Genomic DNA, 21,653 nt, shown 5'->3' on the forward strand with positions numbered 1-21,653 from the left:
ACAACTATTTTTCATTACAGATACCCTACTTTCCTATCGTTGCGATGCTATTTAAAATCCGTTTATCAGAGATAGGGTAGGCAGTACCTAGCTGCTGGGCAAATAAACTTACTCGCAATTCTTCTATCATATAGCGAATTTCCAAAATGTCATCTGAAATAGGTTTCGATTTCGGTAATTTATTTAATAATTGTTGGTAAGCTTGGGTAACTTGTTCCACTCGTAACATAGCAGCCCGATCTTTATTAATATCTTGTGCCAATTTATCAATCCGCTTATCAATCGCCTGTAAATAACGGTTTAAATCCCCTAGGCGTTGGTAACCTGTTTGCTGAACAAAATTTGGATAAATTAAACCGTTTAGTTGTGTTTTAATATCTGATAATGCAAACGCTAAGGTAAAATCCATACGTCCTTTTAAACGTTTATTAATCGCAAAAGTTAAACTCAAGAGTTGTTCAACTTGAGAGGCAATCTCAACTACCATTGGATTAAGGTTTTCTCTCACAAAATCTCGTAACTGCTGAAATTGCGTTTCGTTCCAGACAAAACCACCAAAATCATTAATTAATTTATCAACTGCACAAGCAATACAATCATCAATTAATTGTAATACTGTCCCAAAAGGGGTGAAATATAAGCCAAGTTTAGCTTTATTCGGTAATTTTTCATGAATATATTTAATTGGTGATGGCACATTTAATAATAATAAACGACGTAAACCTTGTTGCATGGCTCGTTGCTGTTCAAATTCGGTTTCAAATAGTTTTATTCCAACGGCATTTTGTTCATCAACAATCGCTGGATAAGCTTTAAGTTTAAAACCTTGTTTTTGTTGCTGATAATACTGTGGTAATTTTCCAAAATTCCAAATATGAATACCACTTTGTTCTATTCCATCATCTGCTACTGCAGATAGGCTTTCTTGTACTTGTTCTTTTAACTCAAATTTTAATTGATCAAGATCTGCACTTTCGGCAATTTTCCGCCCTTTACCATCAACCACTCGGAACGTCATTTTCAAATGATTTGGTAGTTGTTGCCAATTCCAATTCTCTAGTTCAACCCAAACCCCAGTCATACGACGTAGTTCATAACTTAAACTTTCAAGTAATGGTTTAGCGAAAGGCTCAACTCTCGCTAAAAAAGCTTCCGCATAATTTGGTGCTGGGACAAAATTACGGCGTAATGATTTTGGTAAAGACTTAATTAAAGCAATAATTAATTCATAACGTAATCCCGGAATTTGCCATTCAAAACCTGTTAATTCAACTTGATTTAATAAAGGTAGTGGGATATGTACTGTTACGCCGTCCGCATTACTTCCCGGTTCAAATTGATAACTCAGTTTTAACTTTAACTTACCTTGATACCAAAAATTTGGAAAATCTAATTCACTGACGTTTTGGCTATTCTGTTGGGTTAAAAAGGATTTTTCAAAATTCAACAATTCTGATTGTTTCTGTTGTTCTTTTTTCCACCAACTATCAAAATGGCGTTGTGAAACCACCTCTTGCCCTATCCGTTGATCATAAAAATCAAACAACGTTTGTTCATTAACCAAAATATCTCGGCGGCGAGATTTATGTTCTAACTCTTCTATTTTCGCAATTAAACGTTGATTTTGATGAAAAAATGTATGTTTAGTTTTCCAATCCCCTTCAACTAAAGCCGAACGGATAAAGATTTCTCGACTAATAACTGGATCTATTGCACCATAACTTACCACCCGAGCAGCTACAATCGGGACACCATATAGAGTAACTTTTTCATCAGCTATCACTTCTCCACGAGAACGACTCCAGCGAGGTTCGTTATAACTATATTTGACTAAATGTTTCGCTAGCGGTTCAACCCAACTTGGTTCAATACTTGCTACCATTCGTCCCCATAATTTACTGGTTTCAACTAATTCAGCAGCCACACACCATTTAGGCTGTTTTTTGAAAAGAATCGATGCAGGAAAAATTGAAAAATGAGCATTTCTCGCCCCTAAATATTGTGGTTTATCATTCTCTTTGCAACCAATATGCGACAATAAACCGCTTAATAAAGCGGTATGGATAGCAAGATATTCCGCTGGTTGTGAATTAATCGCTAATCCCATTTCCCTCACACTAAGGCGAACTTGATGATAAATATCTTGCCATTCTCGAATACGTAAATAGTTAAGATAATCTTTTTTACATTGACGGCGAAATTGATTATTGCTTAATGTTTTTTGTTGCTGTTGTATATAGTGCCATAAATTGACAAAAGCGAGAAAATCTGAATTTTTATCATAAAAACGCTGATGTTTTTGATCGGCTGCCTGTTGTTTTTCTTGTGGGCGTTCCCTTGGATCTTGGATTGATAGAGCCGAGACAATAATCATCACTTCATGCAAACAACCTAACTGAGTTGCAGTCAACACCATCTTCGCCAAACGGGGATCTAGCGGTAAACGTGCTAGTTGCCGTCCGCTCTCACTCAGAACACGTTTTTCTATCCTTTTTGTTCCAATTCTTTTCTTAATGAGATGAAAGGCTTGTAATTCCTCTAATAAACGAATGCCATCTTGAATTTGACGTTTATCTGGTGCATCAATAAAAGGAAAATGATCAATATCCTCTAATCCTAGTGCCGTCATTTGTAAGATAACAGACGCTAGATTAGTGCGTAAAATCTCTGGATCAGTGAATTGAGGACGATTATTAAAATCTTCTTCAGAATAAAGCCGAATGCAGATCCCTTCACTTACTCGTCCACACCGCCCTTTACGTTGGTTAGCGGAGGCTTGTGAAATCGGTTCAATCGGCAAACGCTGTACTTTTGTACGATAACTATAACGTGAAATCCGTGCAGTGCCGGGATCAATAACATATTTAATTCCGGGAACAGTTAATGATGTTTCAGCCACATTTGTTGCCAAAACAATTCGATTAACCCCTGTAGGGTGAAAGATTTTATTCTGTTCACTGGCAGATAAACGTGCATATAGAGGCAAAATCTCAGTATGTTTAAGCTGGCGTTTTTCCAATGCTTCAGCGGTATCTCGAATTTCTCGCTCTCCGTTCATAAAAATCAGAATATCTCCCCGACCTTCTGCCTGTAATTCATCAACGGCATCAAAGATAGATTGTAATTGATCTTGTTCTTCGGTTTCTGCGATTGGGCGATAACGGACTTCAACGGGATAAGTTCGTCCTGATACTTCAATAATTGGGGCATTATTAAAATGCTTAGAAAAGCGTTCAACATCAATAGTTGCAGAAGTAATAATAATTTTGAGATCAGGGCGTTTCGGCAACAGTTGTTTAAGATAGCCCAGAATAAAATCATTGTTTAAACTACGTTCGTGAGCTTCGTCAATAATCAAGGTATCGTATTGATTTAAATACCGATCTGCTTGAATTTCTGCCAATAATATACCGTCAGTCATCAATTTTATCTGGGTATCTTCACTAACCTGATCATTAAAACGAACCTTATAGCCAACAATTCCTCCCAATTCACTGTCTAACTCTTCAGCAATACGCATTGCAACAGAACGTGCGGCTAAACGGCGAGGTTGAGTATGCCCAATCATTCCCTTTACCCCTAAGCCTAATGCTAAACACATTTTAGGTAATTGAGTGGTTTTCCCCGATCCTGTTTCCCCAGCAATCACAACAACTTGATGCGCTGCAATGAGTTTTAAAATTTCATCTTTACGCTGTGAAACAGGTAAATTCTCAGGAAAATCTATTTGTTTAAGAGTTTTTCGTTGTTCAACCTTCAATTTTGCACTGCTAATTGCTTGTTCAATTTCATAAATAACGGCATTTCTATTCTCTTCGGATTTAATCGCATTTAATCCACGGATTCTTGCCATAATTCTACGTTGGTCAACTAACATTAACGGTTCAAGTTGCTGTACTAATGCTTGTTTTTGGGCTGAAAGTGGAGCGTGTTTAGCCAAATAACCTGATGATTTATTTACTTCTTTTTTCATAGGATTAATCTTGTATTATCTCTAATATTAAAATCAGAATATGACTTTTCTTAGTCTAGTTACGATTTATTTGCTTATTTTTTGTTTTACCATCTGAATGGTTAACTTGCTGAGAAATCAGCTTTTTAGAGGTAAACTGATGATCGAGAGTTGATGGCATTACCACCTTTTTCTTTACGAATGATATTCCCTCTACAATTTTTTTCTCTATCGCTTTCGCAATCAGATTAGCACCAGCTAAACTAAAATGAATCCCATCTTTGATCCGTACTCTTAATTTTTTCCCTACCTGCATTATCGTTTCAACATACTTTCCTTGCGAACAGACAAGAGAATAAGTATCCAACCAGATAACTCGTGAATTTAATGTTGTTTCCATTAACCGATTTAAGTGTTGCATTTTTTTGTTATATCCATTTGGTTTCATACAAGGTAAACTTAACCAAATAAGGGATTGATTTGCTCTTACTTGCTCGACAATTTCATTTAAGCGTTGACGGTATGCTTGATCCCATTCCTTGCTATAAAATTGCCTCACTTTATTATTCACTTTCAATGCTAACGTATCATTTGCACCAAAATGGGCAATAATCAAACCAATATTCGGATCTTGTTGCAAAGCATTAGCCAGCACCTGTTGCCAGTTATAAAATTTTTTATTCACTAAACCACTGCTTGACTTCGCAAGATTAGTTACTTTATACCCTTGTTTGACTAATCGCCGTTCTAACGATGTGCCAATCTGCCGCATCAGAGAATCGCCAATAATAAGGATATGCTCTTTTGTCTTCGCCGTTTTATTTTGTTGTACTTTTTTTACTGGCACAAACAAATGATTTTGCTGATTTGCCATTACGGTTGCTAAACCAATATTTAGCCCAAGAAAAAGTAAAAACCACCACTTTTTCATTTTATTTATCCTTTCTTTAACCTTTACCTATCACTAATGATAACAAGCCTGCGGCAATTAAAGGTCCTACTGGTATTCCACCAAAGAAAGCAACGCCAATAATCGTCCCTACAATTAGACCTGTTACTAAAGTTGGCGATCCACTCATTAAATTAACCCCTCTACCGCCTAACCAAGCAACAATGACACCAACAATTACGGCTAAAATCATTTTCCATTGAAAAAAATAACTAATTCCTTGTAAAGGTACTTTGCCAGTGACCAATGGACTTAAAACACCAAGTGTAAGAATCACAATCCCGATAGATAAACCATTTTTTTCTACCCAAGGTAAATATTGTTTTAATACGGTCTGTTGCATTAATAATAAAATGGTTGAGGCAATAGTCACTGAACTATTATTACTCACTACTCCCAACGCAATTAAAACCACTAGCATCAAAGCGATGGCATTAAATTGTAATAACATTTTGTTTTCCTTAAATTTTTAATTTTTAGGTATATCTATATCAGCACTTACACTAAAACAGATAAACCGGGTAAAGTTGCAAAACTTTGCCCTTTAACGGTTTCATAAAAATAATCTAAATAAGCAAGATCTCGATCTTCTCGCCGAATTGCGGCATATAAATTACTCTGTAATCCCTCTGGCATAATCTGGCGTGCAACAACATATCCTCGTTCCAAATAAGGTTTAACAGCCCAATAAGGTAAAGCGGCAATCCCTCTTTTACTTGCTACTAACTGGATCATCGCAATCGTCAACTCAGTCGTTCGCCGTAACGGATTAATTCCAGCAGGTTTTAATACTTTACGTACTAAATCCAACATTTCATCTGGCACGGGGTAAGTAATTAATGTCTGTTCTGCAAAATCTTCAGCTTGCCACACGGCTTTCTCGGCAAGACTATGATCTTTGGAACAGATCCCGACCATTTCATATGAAAAAAGTGGACGATAAAGAATATTGTCATCTTTTTCAACTTCTGAAACTACCGCCCAATCTGCACGATGGCTTAATAATAAGCCAACTGGATCGGTATGAAATCCTGAGACAATATCTAGTTCAACTAGCCCCCAATGTTGACGAAATTCGTCCATAGCAGGCATCAGCCAATCGAAACAAGTATGGCATTCAACGGCAATGCGTAATTCCCCTGCTTCTCCTTGTTTCACACAAGCTAGATCACGCTCTGCATTAATAATTAAGGGGATAACTTCCTTTGCTAAGGTAATTAAACGCTCACCTGCTGCGGTAAAGCGAATGGGGGTTGTTTTACGTTCAAATAAAGTTAAACCATATTGATCTTCTAACAATTTTAATTGATGAGATAAAGCTGATTGGGTTAAATACACACGTTTAGCCGCTAACGAAACACTGCCTGTTTCTTGTAATGCTAACAGAGTTTTTAAATGCCGTATTTCCAAAAATGTTGCTTTCATTAATTGCATTCATATCAGTTAGAAAAAAGATGACCGTTGATAATACAGAAAATTTAACCTGTTCGCATTAAATATTCACGAAACAATTTCCACTATATTGCTATATATTAAAATTATTCATATCCTTTATGAAAATTATGAACTTGAATCATAGTTTTTTTTTCGGCATTCTCGAACTATAGACGTTTAGCCGTCTATCTAAACAAACACAACAGAAAACGTTATTAATTAAACGAGAAAATATAAGGGGTAATCTATGGCAACATTTCATCTAGCAGGCTTTCCAAGGGTTGGCGCAAAACGTGAATTAAAATTTGCACAAGAACGTTATTGGCGAAAAGAGTTATCTGAAAGTGATCTTTTAACTGTTGCACGTTTATTACGTGAAAAAAATTGGCAACATCAAGCAGAAAATAATGCCGACTTTGTTACCGTTGGTGATTTTACGTTGTATGATCATATTCTTGATTTACAAGTAGCAACTGGGGCAATTCCAACCCGTTTTGGATTTGATAGCCAAAATTTGACCTTAGACCAATATTTTCAACTTGCTCGTGGTAACGAAAGCCAATTTGCAATTGAAATGACGAAATGGTTTGATACCAACTACCACTATCTTGTTCCTGAGTTTCACAAAAATACTGAATTTAAAGCTAATCCACAACATTACTTACAACAATTAAAAGAAGCTCAAGCGTTAGGTTATCAAGCTAAACCAACTTTAGTTGGTCCAATTTCTTTTCTCTTTTTAGGGAAAGAAAAAGGTCAGGAAAGTTTTGATCGTTTATCTCTACTGCCAAAACTTCTCCCTGTCTATCAAGATATTTTGACAACATTAGCACAAGCAGGTGCTGAATGGATTCAAATTGATGAACCGATTTTAGCTTTAGATTTACCTGCTGAATGGTTAGCCGCTTTCCAACCAACCTATGAAAAATTAACTACAGTATCAGCAAAATTATTATTAGCCACCTATTTTGGTTCGGTAAATGAGCACGCTAACTTATTGAAAGCATTACCTGTTTCTGGATTACATCTTGACCTAGTACGTGCTCCACAACAATTATCAGACTTTATTGATTATCCTAACGTACTCTCCCTTGGTGTCGTTGATGGACGTAATATCTGGCGTGCCAATCTTGAACAAGTACTAGATCTGCTAGAACCTCTTCAAGCCCAATTAGGGGAACGGTTATGGATTGCACCAAGCTGCTCTTTATTACATGTTCCTTATGATCTCTCAGTTGAAACACAACTCGATCAAAATCTACGTTCTTGGCTTGCTTTTGCTTTACAAAAAGTGGCAGAACTTAAAATCATCAAAACTGCTTTAAACCAAGGTAGAGATGTTGTATCAGCTGAATTAGCTGCAAGCCGTGCAGCAGCAACTACTCGTGCCGAAAGTACAGAAATTCACCGTCAAGATGTTGCAGCACGTTTAGCAGCTTTACCCGCAAATGCGGATCAACGTCATTCCCCTTACAGTGAACGGGTGAAAGCGCAACAGCAATGGTTAAAACTACCTTTATTACCAACCACAAATATCGGCTCTTTCCCACAAACTAGTGAAATTCGTCAAGCTCGAGCAAAATTCAAAAAAGGTGAACTCAGTGTTGCTGATTATGAAACAGCAATGAAACAAGAAATTGCTTATGTTGTTGCACAACAAGAAGCGCTTGATCTTGATGTTTTAGTACACGGAGAAGCTGAACGTAATGATATGGTTGAATATTTTGGCGAATTATTAGATGGTTTTGCTTTCACTAAATTTGGTTGGGTACAGAGTTATGGTAGCCGTTGTGTGAAACCACCTATTATTTTTGGTGATGTTCGCCGCCCTCAACCAATGACTGTTGCTTGGTCGCAATATGCCCAAAGCTTAACTAAACGTCCAATGAAAGGTATGCTAACTGGACCAGTTACTATCTTACAATGGTCATTTGTACGTAATGATATTAGTCGAGCCACAGTATGTAAACAAATCGCTTTAGCTTTAAACGATGAAGTATTAGATTTAGAAAAAGCAGGAATTAAAATCATTCAAATTGATGAACCTGCTATTCGTGAAGGATTACCACTAAAACGAGCTGATTGGGATAGTTATTTACAATGGGCTGGCGAAGCATTCAGACTATCCTCAAGTGGCTGTGAAGATAGCACTCAGATTCATACCCATATGTGTTATTCAGAATTTAACGATATTTTACCTGCGATTGCAGCGCTTGATGCCGATGTTATTACCATTGAAACTTCTCGTTCTGATATGGAATTATTAACTGCTTTTGCTGACTTTAAATATCCAAATGAGATTGGCCCGGGTGTCTATGATATTCACAGCCCTCGAGTACCAGCAGAAGCTGAAATAGAACATTTATTGAGAAAAGCCTTAGATGTGATTCCAGCAGAACGCTTATGGGTCAATCCTGATTGTGGTTTAAAAACACGAGCTTGGCCTGAAACAATTGCTGCATTAGAAAATATGGTGAAAGTAACTAAAAAATTACGCCGTGAATTAACCGCATAGAAAGTATTCAACTAAATACTGAGTAAACACAACATCAAAGATAAGCCGAATAAAATTATTCGGCTTTTTTAATCAAGATTATAACAAGATTCTATCCCGATTACGTTCTAACGTCACCGTTCCAATTCCCGGTACATCACTCAATTGATCAACCGAGGTAAAATTACCATTTTTTTGACGATAATCTACTATTGCTTGTGCTTTTTTTCGACCAACATTTTGTAAAACTCGCTGTAATTGTTCTACTGTTGCTGTATTAATATTTACTTTTTCTTCAATACCTTGGGCGGCTTGAGCGGTCACTTGAGTTACCTCTTGAGTAACCTGATTCGCAACCGAAGTATCTGTTGCAAACGCTGAAGTGATAAATACCCCACTGCTTATCATCAATAACAATAAAGATCGGATTAAACCCATACTGACTCCTTGATATTCTGTGCTAAAAATCATAAAAAAAGTGTCGCCCATCAACGACACTTCTATCTTCAAGGATATCCCTCTTTTACTGCAATCAAAACAGACATAATTATCGATCTTGATCGCAAACAATATTAACTATTTTCCAATTATCATCTTTATTACAAATAGTCTATTTAGTTATTCGCAATTCTCTAGGGACTTCAAATACAGTATTTTCCTCACAGCCATCTAATTCCTCTACCTCTTTCGCCCCTAATGCTTGTAAGCGTGTCACCACTGATTGTACTAATACTTCTGGTGCTGATGCACCTGCGGTAATGCCTATTGTTTTGACCTGATCTAACCAAGCAGGTTGAATATCCTTTGCATCATCGATTAATTTTGCCGGGATTCCCATTCGAGAGGCTAATTCCGCTAAACGGTTAGAATTTGAGGAATTTTTAGATCCCACAACAATCACTAAATCTGATTGAGTCGCAAGTGCTCTCACAGCTTGTTGACGATTAGTAGTTGCATAACAAATATCATTTTTGCGAGGTCCTTGAATTGCAGGATATTTTTCTTTTAAAGCGGCGATCACATCTGCAGTATCATCAACCGATAATGTTGTCTGTGTCATAAAAGTTAAGTCGTCATCTTTGCCCAAAGGTAAATTTGCAATATCTTCTACATTTTCAACCAAATAAATTCCCCCTGCCGTATTATCATACTGCCCCATTGTACCTTCTACTTCAGGGTGACCTTCATGTCCGATTAAAATTGCTTTTGTCCCCTTTCGACTTGCTCTTGCAACCTGCATATGGACTTTAGTTACCAACGGACAAGTTGCGTCAAAGACTTTTAAATTCCGTTCTTTCGCTTCTTGACGTACAGCTTGTGACACCCCATGAGCTGAAAAAATGACGATGGCACCATCTGGTACATCACATAATTCTTCAACAAAAATAGCCCCTCTCTTGCGTAACCCATCAACAACAAAACGGTTATGTACTACTTCATGGCGTACATAAATTGGTGCACCGTGAATTTCTAAAGCTAACTCAACAATACTAATCGCTCGATCAACACCTGCACAAAAACCCCGTGGGTTCGCTAATAAAATTTTCATTAATTTGATTCCCGTTTATGATGAAGAAAATGATCTAAAATTAAACAGCCTGCCCCTACACAAATAGCAACATCAGCTAAATTAAAGATTGGATAGTGATATATTTTCCAGTGAAAATCTAAAAAATCTATAACAAAACCGTTATACAACCGATCTAACATATTGGCTAATGCGCCTCCAATAATACAAGCATAACCACAATTTAATAATTTTGCAGAACGAGGACTTTTACTCAACCAATAAGTCAGCAAACCTGAAATAAACATCGCAAGCAAAATAAAAAAATATTTTTGCCAGCCATTATGTTCAGCTAAAAAACTAAATGCTGCACCATAATTTCGTACATATGTCAGATTAAATATCGGTAAAACCTCAACACTTTGATATAACGCAAAATGTTTGACAATCCACCATTTACTCAATAAATCACTAATAAAAATCAGCAAACTTAACCACAGAAAGATTAACCCTGTTGATTTTTTTTCAGCGGTATCACGCTTATCCATTATTATTGCCTCATAATTAACTATTTCAGTCGTACTCTCTTGTTTATAACGCTATATATCTAAACTCACTTATAACCTGAAAAAACAAGATTAACACGAAAAAAATGAAAATAGTAAGGGGCGATTACTCGCCCCGATAAATTTAGAAAATGGACTTTTATGCAAACTTACGCTGCTCCCCATTACCAGCGACATTCTCCACACAACGAGAACAAAGCTGAGGATTATCAGCATTTGAACCGATAGTTTCAGAATAATGCCAGCAACGTGGGCATTTTTGCTGTTGCGAACGAATAACTTTTACTGCTAATCCTGCAAATTCTCCTACTGCAACATCAGCTTCGCTTAAAGGTTTTACTTCTGCTTTTGAGGTGATTAACACAAAACGCAACTCATCTCCCAATTGTTGTAAAATTGGTAGAAGTGTGTCATCAGCATACAGTACAACTTCCGCTTCTAATCCACCACCGATAAGTTTATCGTTACGTGCTTGTTCTAGCACTCGGTTGGCTTCAGAACGTACTTGCAATACTTTCTGCCAGTAAGCATCATTCATATTTTCATTGCTGTCTAAACCAAATAAACCTGAATAAAATTCTTCGGTGAAAACAAACTCACTTCTTTCACCGGGAATATATTGCCAAATTTCATCAGCGGTAAAAGACAAGATCGGAGCAATCCAACGTACTAATGCTTCAGCAATATGCCATAATGCAGTTTGGCAACTACGGCGAGCTAAACTATCCGCTTTTGTTGTATATTGACGATCTTTGATAATATCAAGGTAAAACGATCCCATTTCAATTGAACAGAATTTCATTAAGCGTTGTACAACGGTATGGAATTGATAATTATCATATGCTTCTTTAATTTCTTGTTGAGCTTGTAACGCACAAGCAACCGCCCAACGATCTAATACAATCATTTCATCCGCTTTCACTCGATCACGTTTTGGGTCAAAACCATTTAAATTCGCTAATAAGAAACGGGCGGTATTACGAATACGGCGATAAGCATCTGCTGCTCGTTTTAAAATTTCATCAGAAACTGTCATCTCCCCAGTATAATCTGTCGAGGCAACCCATAGGCGTAAAATATCACCACCAAATTTATCCATAACTTCTTGTGGGGTTACGATATTACCGATGGATTTTGACATTTTGCGACCTTGTCCATCAACCGTAAAACCGTGAGTCAATACTTGCTTATATGGTGCTTTATTATCCGTTGCTGTCGAGAGCATTAAGGAAGACATAAACCAACCACGATGTTGATCTGAGCCTTCTAAATACATATCAATCGGTTTACCCTCAAATTCTGGGCGTTGTGCCACCACCGATGAATAAGTCGATCCAGAATCAAACCATACGTCTAGTGTATCAGGGACTTTATGATAATCTTTTGCTTCATCACCCAAAACTTCCGCAGGATCTAAATCCCACCACGCTTGAATACCTTGTTGCTCTACTCGTTTTGCTACTTCTTCAATAATCTCCGCCGTACGAGGATGCAACTCTTCCGTTTCATTATGAATAAAGAGAGTTAATGGTACCCCCCAAGTACGTTGACGAGAGATACACCAATCAGGACGATTAGCGACCATTGTTTCAATTCGAGCTTGTCCCCAATCAGGAATCCAACGTACCCCTTTAATCTCTTCTAAAGCGTTGCGACGTAAATATTGTGTTTCCATACCAATAAACCATTGTGGTGTTGCACGGAAAATGATTGGATTTTTATGCCGCCAACAATGTGGATAGCTATGTTTAATTTTCTCTAATTTTAGTAATGAACCAACTTCTTCAAGTTTTTCAATTACTTTGCCATTCGCACTGAAGACATCAAGCCCTGCAAAAAACTCTGCTGAACTAATGAATTTACCATCATTACCAATTAATCCTGCCATTGGTAGGTTATACTTTCTTGCAACGACAAAATCATCTTGACCATGATCAGGTGCAGTATGTACCAAGCCTGTACCAGCATCATTACCAACATGCTCACCTAAAATAATTGGTACCTCAAAAGCATAGAATGGATGCTGAAAACTCAGTAATTCTAATTCTTGTCCTTTTACACTGCCTAACACTTGATAATCTGCAGCACCAATCACGTTCATTACGCTTTCAACCAATTCAGTTGTCAGAATGAAACGTTTTGTTTCCTCTCCTAATCTCACTTGAATTAATTGGTACTCCAGTTCTGGATGAACAGCAATTGCACGGTTAGATGGTAAAGTCCAAGGGGTTGTCGTCCAAATAACCGCAGATAACTCCCCTTCACCTTTTTCTTGTAAATTAAAAATCTGTTCAACAGCACTTGGATCTTTAGCCTTAAAGGCAACATAAATAGATGGAGAAGTTTTATCATAATATTCAACTTCCGCTTCAGCCAATGCTGAACCACAATCTAAACACCAATGTACTGGCTTAGATCCTTTATAAAGATGACCATTTGCAATTACTTTCCCCAAAGTGCGAATAATCGCCGCTTCGGTGTCAAAATTCATGGTTAAATATGGATTTTCCCAATCCGCTAATACCCCAAGGCGAATAAAATCTTCTTTCTGCCCTTCAACCTGTTCTAAGGCATATTGACGGCAAGCTTGACGAAATTCAGCCGCTGAAACATTTTGATCTGGTTTACCAACTAATCCCTCTACTTTTAATTCGATCGGTAAACCATGGCAATCCCAACCCGGAATATAAGGAGAATCAAAGCCTAACGCAGTTTTAGATTTAATAATAATATCTTTCAGAATTTTATTAACAGCATGTCCAATGTGGATCTTACCATTCGCATACGGAGGACCATCGTGAAGAATAAAACTTTTTTTACCTTTAGTAGCTTGACGAATTTTTTGATATAAACCTTTGTCATACCAATTCTTTAACATACTAGGTTCACGTTTCGCTAAGTCACCACGCATTGGAAAGCCTGTTTCAGGCAAATTTAGCGTACTTTTATAATCAGTTGTTGTTTTTGACATTTGTTTGTTGTCCCACATTCTAATAGTATTAAAATTAAATCTTAGTCTATCGTTATCAAGAGATAAAAACTCTATTAACCCGTTTTTTGACAAAATAGGTCTGATTTTAAAAAATCTCAATAAAATTTCAACCATACTTTATAGCTTTTTTCATACGGTTATGCAAATTGACTTTTGTATTTATTCTGACTTTACCTAAAAAATAAATTTTTCTCAGCCATTAACGACTACTTTGTTAGTTACCAATATCCTTTGGTTCATGTTACAATTATCACTTTATAAATTTTATTTGATTAAATTTAAACTAAAAGAGAACTAAGTCAGTGTTAGATTTTATTGTAGAAAAATTAGATACTTTGAAAGCAAAAGATATTGTAGTTTTAGATGTCACCACAACCTCTCCCATAACCGATAATATGATTATTTGTACGGGGAATTCTAGCCGCCATGTTGCATCATTAGCCCAAAACTTGATCGATCAATGTAAGCAACAAGGTATCGAAAACTTTGGGACAGAAGGTAAAAATACCGCAGATTGGATCGTAGTTGATTTTGGGCAAGTGATGGTACATATCATGCAAGAAGATGCTCGCCATCTTTATCAACTGGAAAAACTTTGGCATTAGTCTTGGATTCAACTAATGAAAATACAGCTTATTGCGGTAGGTACAAAAATGCCGTCTTGGGTAACACAAGGCTTTAACGAATATCAGCGACGTTTTCCAAAAGATATGCCTTTTGAATTAATTGAAATTCCAGCAGGTAAACGTGGAAAAAATGCGGATATCAAACGGATTTTAGACAAAGAAGGGGAACAAATGCTAGCAGCCTGTGGTAAAGGCAACCAACTTGTTACCCTCGATATTCCGGGAAAACCTTGGACAACAGAACAACTTGCAAGCAGATTAGAACATTGGAAAAATGATGGACGTGATCTGAGTTTATTAATTGGTGGACCTGAAGGGTTATCTCTACAATGTAAACAAGCTGCTGATGAGAGTTGGTCTTTATCACCACTCACTTTACCACACCCTTTAGTCAGAGTAATTGTTGCTGAAAGCTTATACCGTGCTTGGAGTTTAACTACTAATCATCCTTATCACCGAGAATAATATTAGGCTTGGAAGGTTTAAATCAAAATGAAATGGCCAAAATTCATGCAAGAAGATCGAAAAACTATCCGTGATAATAAAGCGGAAAGGAATCTTTTTGCACGACGAGCTTTAATTTCATTTATTGGTGTATTATTTTTGACAGGGATATTAATCACTAATGTCTATCATTTACAGGTAACTAACTACGATACCTATCAAACACGTGCGAATGGTAATCGGATAAAATTATTACCTATCACCCCAACTCGTGGCGTGATCTATGATCGAAACAATCATATTCTTGCAGAAAACTTAACCTTCTTTGGTTTATATATCGTCCCTGAAAAAATTAATAACTTAACAAAAACCTTTGATGAATTACGCCCTATTATTGGTTTAACTGATCAAGATATTGAGAATTTCAACAAAGAACGCCGTCGTTCACAACGTTACACCCCAATCTTACTCAAAGAAAATTTGACTGAAGAACAACTGGCTCGTTTTTCTGTCGAACAATATAAATTTCCCAATATTGAAGTTAAACCTTATTTCAAACGCTACTATCCTTATGGCGAACCACTTACTCATCTCTTAGGCTATGTTGGTCGGATTAATGATCGAGATGTTGAACGATTGAAGCAACAAGATAAATTAGCCAATTATGCAGGTTCACATAATATTGGTAAATTGGGTATTGAACGCTACTATGAAGATCAATTACACGGCAAGGTAGGCTTTGAAGAAGTTGAGGTCAATAGCCGTGGTAAGGTGATCCGCAAGTTACGTGAACAACCAGCCATTGCGGGAAGAAATATCAGATTAAGTATTGATGTTAATTTACAACGCTATATTTTTGATCTCTTAGAAGGAAAAAATGGTGCCGTGGTGGTGATGGATCCAAAAGATAGCAGTATCTTAGCAATGGTTTCTAGCCCTAGCTATGATAACAATTTATTCGTTGATGGTATTTCTAGTCAAGAATATCGCCAACTTCTCAATGATCCTGATCGTCCGTTATATAATCGAGCATTACAAGGGGCTTATCCACCCGCCTCGACCGTTAAACCTTTTATCGCCGTAGCAGCTTTAAGCGAAGGAATAATCACTCCGAATACCACTATTAACGATACTAATGGCGTATTTACCTTACCCAATACCACTAAACGTTATCGTGATTGGAAAAAATGGGGACACGGTGTAACTGACATCACAAAAGCAATTACTGAATCATCTGATATTTTTTTCTATAACATTGCTTATATGATGGGAATTGATCAACTTTCTCCTTGGATGAAAAAATTTGGCTTTGGTCAACCAACGGGAATCGACATTATGGAAGAAACATCAGGTGTGATGCCTAGTCGTGAGTGGAAATTAAAACGCTATAAAAAACCTTGGTTTCAAGGGGATACAATTCCAGTGGGTATTGGACAAGGATATTGGATAGCAACACCATTACAACTCGCTAAAGCCAGTAGTATTTTAATCAATAATGGCAAAGTAAACACCCCACATTTAATGTTAGATATCATTGGTGAGGGAACACAAAGCTATCACGATAAACATCAATATCCAGATATTAAAGCCAGTGATGAAGCTTGGCAAATTGCTAAACAAGGTATGTATAACGTCATCAATGCTAAAAATGGTACAGCACAAAGAGCATTTTTAGGCACAACTTATAAAGTTGCAGGCAAATCAGGAACCGCCCAAGTTTTTAGTTTAAAAGAAAACGAAAAATACGATGCAACAAATCTCTCAAAACATTTACATGATCACGCTTGGTTTATTGCTTACGCTCCTTACCAAAAACCAGAGATTGTGGTCTCCATTATTTTAGAGAATGCAGGTGGTGGTTCAAGTAATGCAGCCCCAATTGTTCGCCAAATAATGGATTACTACTTTAATCATCAAACTGTTCAAACAAAGGTGATTCAATAATGATAAAGCCAAGCTTGTGCCAACGTATTTGGCAACGTTTACACATAGATTTTTGGTTACTACTTGGATTAATTAGCATAACGATCTATGGATTATTTATTCTATACAGTGCAAGTGGTGCAAGTGAACGAATGTTTGATAGTCGCCTAATTCAAATTAGCTTAGGCTTTATTGTGATGTTAGTGATGGCACAATTTCCACCTAGATTTTATCAACAAATTGCTCCCTTCCTATATCTTGCTGGTATTATTTTATTAATTCTGGTTGATTTGATTGGTACCACCAGTAAAGGAGCACAACGTTGGTTAGATCTCGGTTTGTTTCGCTTTCAACCCTCAGAATTAGTCAAAATTTCTGTTCCTTTAATGGTGGCAGTCTATTTAGGAAAGCGGCAACTCCCGCCTTCCTTTTTCGACACGCTAATTGCATTATTAATTATTATCATTCCTACTTTACTCGTTGCGATTCAACCTGATCTTGGTACGTCAATTTTAGTGGTAGCTTCTGGTATCTTTGTCATTTTTCTAGCGGGTATGAGTTGGAAATTAATTATAGGGGCGATTATTGCTGTTGCTGGATTTATTCCGATTTTATGGTTCTATTTAATGCACGATTATCAGAAAACACGTGTACTAACCTTACTCGATCCAGAAAAAGATCCTCTCGGTGCAGGCTATCATATTATTCAATCGAAAATTGCAATCGGATCAGGTGGGCTATTTGGTAAAGGGTGGCTATTAGGTACTCAATCTCAATTAGAATTTTTACCTGAACCCCATACGGATTTTATTTTTGCAGTTTTAGGTGAAGAACAAGGATTAATCGGTGTTCTCGTCCTTTTAATGATTTATCTTTTCATTGTTGGGAGAGGCTTAATCATTGGAGCTAAAGCACAACAAGCCTTCGGACGCATTTTATCTGGTGCATTAACTTTACTCTTTTTTGTTTATGTTTTTGTGAATATCGGTATGGTAAGTGGTATTTTACCTGTTGTCGGCGTTCCTCTACCTTTGGTAAGTTATGGCGGAACATCTTTCGTCACTTTAATGGCTGGCTTTGGTTTAATTATGTCAATCCATACACATCGATATAGCCTATCTAACCATAGATAATATTAATGACCCAAATATAACAAGGAAATTTATGCTGAATTTAAAACAATTATCTATATCAATCAAAAGAGCGAGTATTCAATTCCTAGTGGTACAGTTCTAACACTACTCCAAAAAAATAAAAACAGTAACACAACGAATAAATGATCTGTCACTTTTAATAAAAATAGAATAACGCTTATTGTGTTTATATATTAATCATCGAGGATTTACTATGCAAAAACTAATTAAAAACCGCACTATTTCACGCTTTAGCACTGCGTTCTTAACTGGTGCACTAGCCATAAGCACCACAACAGCGATTGCCAATACAACAAGCTCAGAAATTGTTTCTCAAAATTATCAAGCGGTTGATCAACTCTATAATATTATTCCTCCAGTGATTAACGCTCAAACTTATATTCTGATTGATTACAACACTGGTACGGTTCTAGCAGAAAAAGAAGCCGATCAACGTCAATATCCTGCTTCATTAACCAAAATGATGACCAGTTATGTTATTGGACAAGCCTTGAAAAAAGGTCAAATTAATAATAACGATCTGGTAACCATTGATGAACAATCTTGGGGAAAAAATTTCCCGGGATCATCAAAAATGTTCTTAAATTTAAATGAACAAGTTTCAGTACAAGATCTTAATCGAGGGATTATTGTGGTCTCGGGAAATGATGCTTGTGTAGCAATCGCAAATTACTTAGCTGGTTCTCAAGCTAATTTTATTCATTTAATGAATCAATATGTAAAACAATTTGGTTTAAAAAACACTCATTTTGAAACTGTACATGGTTTAGATCACGAAAATCAATACTCCTCTGCTAGAGATATGGCAATTATTGCTAGCCATTTAATTCACGATTTACCAGACGAATATAAAATCTATTCTGAAAAACAATTTACCCATAATAAAATTACTCAAACCAATCGCAACGGTTTACTCTGGGATAAAAATTTAAATGTAGATGGATTAAAAACAGGTCATACTGATAAAGCTGGATATAACTTAGTTGCATCAGCTTACACACCAAATATGCGGTTAATTTCTGTCGTTATGGGGACAAGTAGCAAAAAAGCACGTGAAGTCGAAAGTAAAAAATTATTGCAATGGGGATTTGCTAATTTTGAAGAGGTGAAACCTCTTGCCGCTAATCAGACCGTATCCGAACAAACTGTTTATTATGGCAAAATGGATAAAGTTAAATTAGGATCTTTAAATAATGTGTACTTAGTGATTCCAAAAGGAAGAAGTGGAGACATTAAAGCCCAATATCAACTTGAGAAAAAATATCTTGAAGCACCTTTATATAAAGGTCAAACCATTGGCAAAATCATCTATCAACTTGATGGAAAAGCGATCTATCAAGCGAATTTACAAGTGATGGAAGATATCCCTCAAGCAGGTTTCTTTAGCCGAGCATGGGATTGGTTAGTGCTTACAATAAAAGGGATTTTCAGCTAGAATAGTAGCATTTTAACAAAATTTTAACCTATGCTTTCTGCTTTTTATTTTTCTTAAGTATTTAAATAAAAAGCAGAATTTCTTATATAACTAGCAGTAAATTTAAATTTTGAGGTTAATTATGGATACCACAAAAACAGCAAATAAGACGGAACAAACACAACCAACATTAAAAGATTTACTTCAATTTCCCTGCCATTTTCCTTTTAAAGTGGTTGGCGAAACAGATAAAAATTTAGTCGATCAGGTTGTCGCTACGGTACAAAAATATGTTCCCGGGGATTATAGTCCAACAATAAAACCTAGCCGTACCGGAAAATATGAGTCAGTTAGTATCACCATTTATGCCACCAATATTGAACAGGTAGAAACCTTATATAAAGAATTGGCAGCTATTCCACATGTTCGTATGGTGTTATAACGGTTATGAAAACAGATCTACCGACATCAGAACAACTCTACCACCAGCTGTATATAAGACAGCTGGGAGAACAACCATACGAAACTATTTGGCATTTAATGCAAACTTTCACCGATCAACGAGATGATAATAGCTTTGATGAAATCTGGTTAGTAGAACATCCAGCCGTCTTTACGCAAGGCACGGCTGGAAAAGCAGAACATTTATTACAGCAAACGACCATACCTGTTGTGCAATCTGATCGTGGTGGACAAATTACCTACCACGGTCCCGGACAGCAGGTAATGTATGTTTTAATTGATTTAAAACGGCGAAAACGTTTAAGAGATTCAAATCAGCCAAGAGAGTTTTCAGTGCGAGAACTTGTTACCGCATTAGAACAATGTGTGATTACTACCTTAGCAGAATATGGATTAGAAAGTTATGCGAAACCTGATGCACCGGGTGTCTATATTCAACATAAAAAAATCTGCTCTTTAGGTTTACGAGTACGGAAAGGGCGTTCATTCCATGGTTTAGCCTTAAATATCAAGATGGATTTAACCCCATTTCGTAGTATAAACCCTTGTGGTTATGCTGGCTTAGAAATGTGCCAACTTCAAGACCTTGTAACAGTACCTGTTAGTTGTAAACAGGTTGCAGAAAAGTTAGTAAAACATTTTGCACAACAATTAGATTACAGTGAGTACCACTATATCAATACTCTCCCAACACTTAGCTAACATACTTAGCCTATTAGTTAACAAAGGATAATACTCAAATGAATAAACCGGATATAACGGGTAAACCATTTAAAATGGAACGTGGGGTGAAATACCGTGATGCGGCTAAAACCTCTATTATTCCAGTAAAAAATATCGATCCCAATCAAGAACTATTACCTAAACCTGAATGGATGAAAATCCGTTTACCAGCAAGTTCGGCTAAAATCCAACATATCAAAAATGCCATGCGAAAAAATGGTTTAAATTCTGTTTGTGAGGAAGCTTCTTGCCCTAATTTAGCCGAATGTTTTAACCATGGTACAGCAACCTTTATGATTTTAGGTGCAATCTGTACTCGCCGTTGCCCTTTCTGTGATGTTGCTCACGGTAAACCGCTACCACCCGATCCAGATGAACCAAGAAAATTGGCTGAAACTATTCGGGATATGAAATTACGTTATGTTGTTATCACTTCTGTTGACCGTGATGATCTACGAGATGGCGGTGCTGGTCATTTTTCAGCTTGTGTTGCTGCAATCCGAGAATTAAACCCAGAGATTAAAATTGAAATTCTGGTACCAGATTTTCGTGGAAAAATTGAACAGGCCTTAGAAAAATTAGCCCAAAATCCACCTGATGTATTTAATCATAACTTAGAAAATGTGCCTCGCCTGTATAAAGAAATCCGTCCCGGTGCAGATTATCAATGGTCATTACGTTTATTGCGTGAATTCAAACAGATGTTTCCACACTTACCGACCAAATCGGGTTTGATGGTAGGATTAGGGGAGACAAATGAAGAAATCTTACAGGTAATGCAAGATCTCAGAACCAATGGCGTTACAATGCTAACATTAGGGCAATACTTACAACCTAGCCGCCATCATTTGCCTGTTTCTCGCTATGTACCACCAGCCGAATTTGATCAATTCCGTTCACAAGCAAAAGCAATGGGATTTGAACAAGCCGCTTGTGGACCTTTTGTCCGTTCATCTTATCACGCAGATTTACAAGCAAAAGGTGTAGAAGTTAAATAAGATCTCATCTATATT

At 36.7% G+C, this 21,653-nt stretch carries 17 protein-coding genes; 9 read left to right on the plus strand and 8 right to left on the minus strand.

What is annotated here, in order from left to right; all coding sequences use genetic code 11:
* Positions 1–25: 25 nt before the first annotated feature.
* From hrpA to CEP47_RS05615, 4 genes are read right to left on the minus strand one after another with little or no spacing between them, the layout of a single operon-like run.
* Positions 26–3,973, minus strand: a complete 3,948-nt coding sequence (gene hrpA / locus CEP47_RS05600; RefSeq protein ID WP_261920554.1) for an ATP-dependent RNA helicase HrpA — start codon at positions 3,971–3,973, stop codon at positions 26–28.
* 55 nt (positions 3,974–4,028) lie between these two features.
* On the minus strand, positions 4,029–4,883 hold the full coding sequence (locus tag CEP47_RS05605) for an SGNH/GDSL hydrolase family protein (protein ID WP_261920553.1): 855 nt from the start codon (positions 4,881–4,883) through the stop codon (positions 4,029–4,031).
* A gap of 16 nt (positions 4,884–4,899) precedes the next feature.
* Positions 4,900–5,352: a DUF441 domain-containing protein gene (locus tag CEP47_RS05610; RefSeq protein ID WP_261920552.1), complete on the minus strand. Its 453-nt coding sequence runs from the start codon at positions 5,350–5,352 to the stop codon at positions 4,900–4,902.
* Positions 5,353–5,399: 47 nt separating this feature from the next.
* Entirely contained in the window at positions 5,400–6,326 is a 927-nt protein-coding gene (locus CEP47_RS05615) for a LysR family transcriptional regulator (RefSeq protein WP_261920551.1), read from the minus strand.
* A gap of 256 nt (positions 6,327–6,582) precedes the next feature.
* On the opposite strand from CEP47_RS05615, the gene metE reads away from it, so the two are divergent.
* Positions 6,583–8,850, plus strand: a complete 2,268-nt coding sequence (gene metE / locus CEP47_RS05620) for a 5-methyltetrahydropteroyltriglutamate--homocysteine S-methyltransferase (RefSeq protein ID WP_261920550.1) — start codon at positions 6,583–6,585, stop codon at positions 8,848–8,850.
* A gap of 78 nt (positions 8,851–8,928) precedes the next feature.
* Here the strand turns inward: metE and CEP47_RS05625 are convergent, their stop codons facing one another.
* The 4 genes from CEP47_RS05625 to ileS form a co-directional block, all read right to left on the minus strand.
* Entirely contained in the window at positions 8,929–9,267 is a 339-nt protein-coding gene (locus CEP47_RS05625; protein ID WP_261920549.1) for a ComEA family DNA-binding protein, read from the minus strand.
* A gap of 172 nt (positions 9,268–9,439) precedes the next feature.
* Positions 9,440–10,378, minus strand: coding sequence for a 4-hydroxy-3-methylbut-2-enyl diphosphate reductase (gene ispH, locus CEP47_RS05630; protein WP_261920548.1), 939 nt, complete (start codon positions 10,376–10,378; stop codon positions 9,440–9,442).
* Positions 10,378–10,884: a signal peptidase II gene (gene lspA, locus CEP47_RS05635; RefSeq protein ID WP_261920547.1), complete on the minus strand. Its 507-nt coding sequence runs from the start codon at positions 10,882–10,884 to the stop codon at positions 10,378–10,380. Before lspA ends, ispH begins: the two co-directional genes overlap by 1 nt.
* Positions 10,885–11,041: 157 nt before the next feature.
* Entirely contained in the window at positions 11,042–13,873 is a 2,832-nt protein-coding gene (gene ileS / locus CEP47_RS05640; protein WP_261920546.1) for an isoleucine--tRNA ligase, read from the minus strand.
* Positions 13,874–14,196: 323 nt separating this feature from the next.
* Here ileS and rsfS point away from each other — a divergent pair, with 323 nt between their 5' ends.
* The 8 genes from rsfS to lipA all read left to right on the plus strand — a co-directional run bounded on the left by rsfS (position 14,197) and on the right by lipA (position 21,638).
* On the plus strand, positions 14,197–14,499 hold the full coding sequence (rsfS, locus tag CEP47_RS05645; RefSeq protein WP_261920545.1) for a ribosome silencing factor: 303 nt from the start codon (positions 14,197–14,199) through the stop codon (positions 14,497–14,499).
* Between the two features lie 15 nt (positions 14,500–14,514).
* The gene (rlmH, locus tag CEP47_RS05650) at positions 14,515–14,985 is read left to right on the plus strand and encodes a 23S rRNA (pseudouridine(1915)-N(3))-methyltransferase RlmH (protein WP_261920544.1); all 471 of its coding nucleotides are present in this window, start codon (positions 14,515–14,517) and stop codon (positions 14,983–14,985) included.
* Between the two features lie 27 nt (positions 14,986–15,012).
* Positions 15,013–16,908, plus strand: a complete 1,896-nt coding sequence (mrdA, locus tag CEP47_RS05655) for a penicillin-binding protein 2 (RefSeq protein WP_261920543.1) — start codon at positions 15,013–15,015, stop codon at positions 16,906–16,908.
* Entirely contained in the window at positions 16,908–18,020 is a 1,113-nt protein-coding gene (gene rodA / locus CEP47_RS05660) for a rod shape-determining protein RodA (protein ID WP_261920542.1), read from the plus strand. The genes mrdA and rodA overlap by 1 nt, the downstream gene beginning before the upstream one ends.
* Before the next feature lie 226 nt (positions 18,021–18,246).
* Entirely contained in the window at positions 18,247–19,476 is a 1,230-nt protein-coding gene (locus tag CEP47_RS05665) for a serine hydrolase (RefSeq protein ID WP_373463135.1), read from the plus strand.
* A 121-nt stretch (positions 19,477–19,597) separates the two neighbouring features.
* Positions 19,598–19,897: a DUF493 family protein YbeD gene (gene ybeD, locus CEP47_RS05670; RefSeq protein ID WP_261920540.1), complete on the plus strand. Its 300-nt coding sequence runs from the start codon at positions 19,598–19,600 to the stop codon at positions 19,895–19,897.
* A gap of 5 nt (positions 19,898–19,902) precedes the next feature.
* Positions 19,903–20,619, plus strand: coding sequence for a lipoyl(octanoyl) transferase LipB (gene lipB / locus CEP47_RS05675; RefSeq protein WP_261920539.1), 717 nt, complete (start codon positions 19,903–19,905; stop codon positions 20,617–20,619).
* Between the two features lie 38 nt (positions 20,620–20,657).
* Complete coding sequence (gene lipA, locus CEP47_RS05680; protein WP_265482611.1) at positions 20,658–21,638, plus strand: lipoyl synthase; 981 nt, start codon at positions 20,658–20,660, stop codon at positions 21,636–21,638.
* Positions 21,639–21,653: the final 15 nt, after the last annotated feature.

The sequence above is a fragment of the Mergibacter septicus genome, assembly GCF_003265225.1.
Taxonomy (GTDB): domain Bacteria; phylum Pseudomonadota; class Gammaproteobacteria; order Enterobacterales; family Pasteurellaceae; genus Mergibacter; species Mergibacter septicus.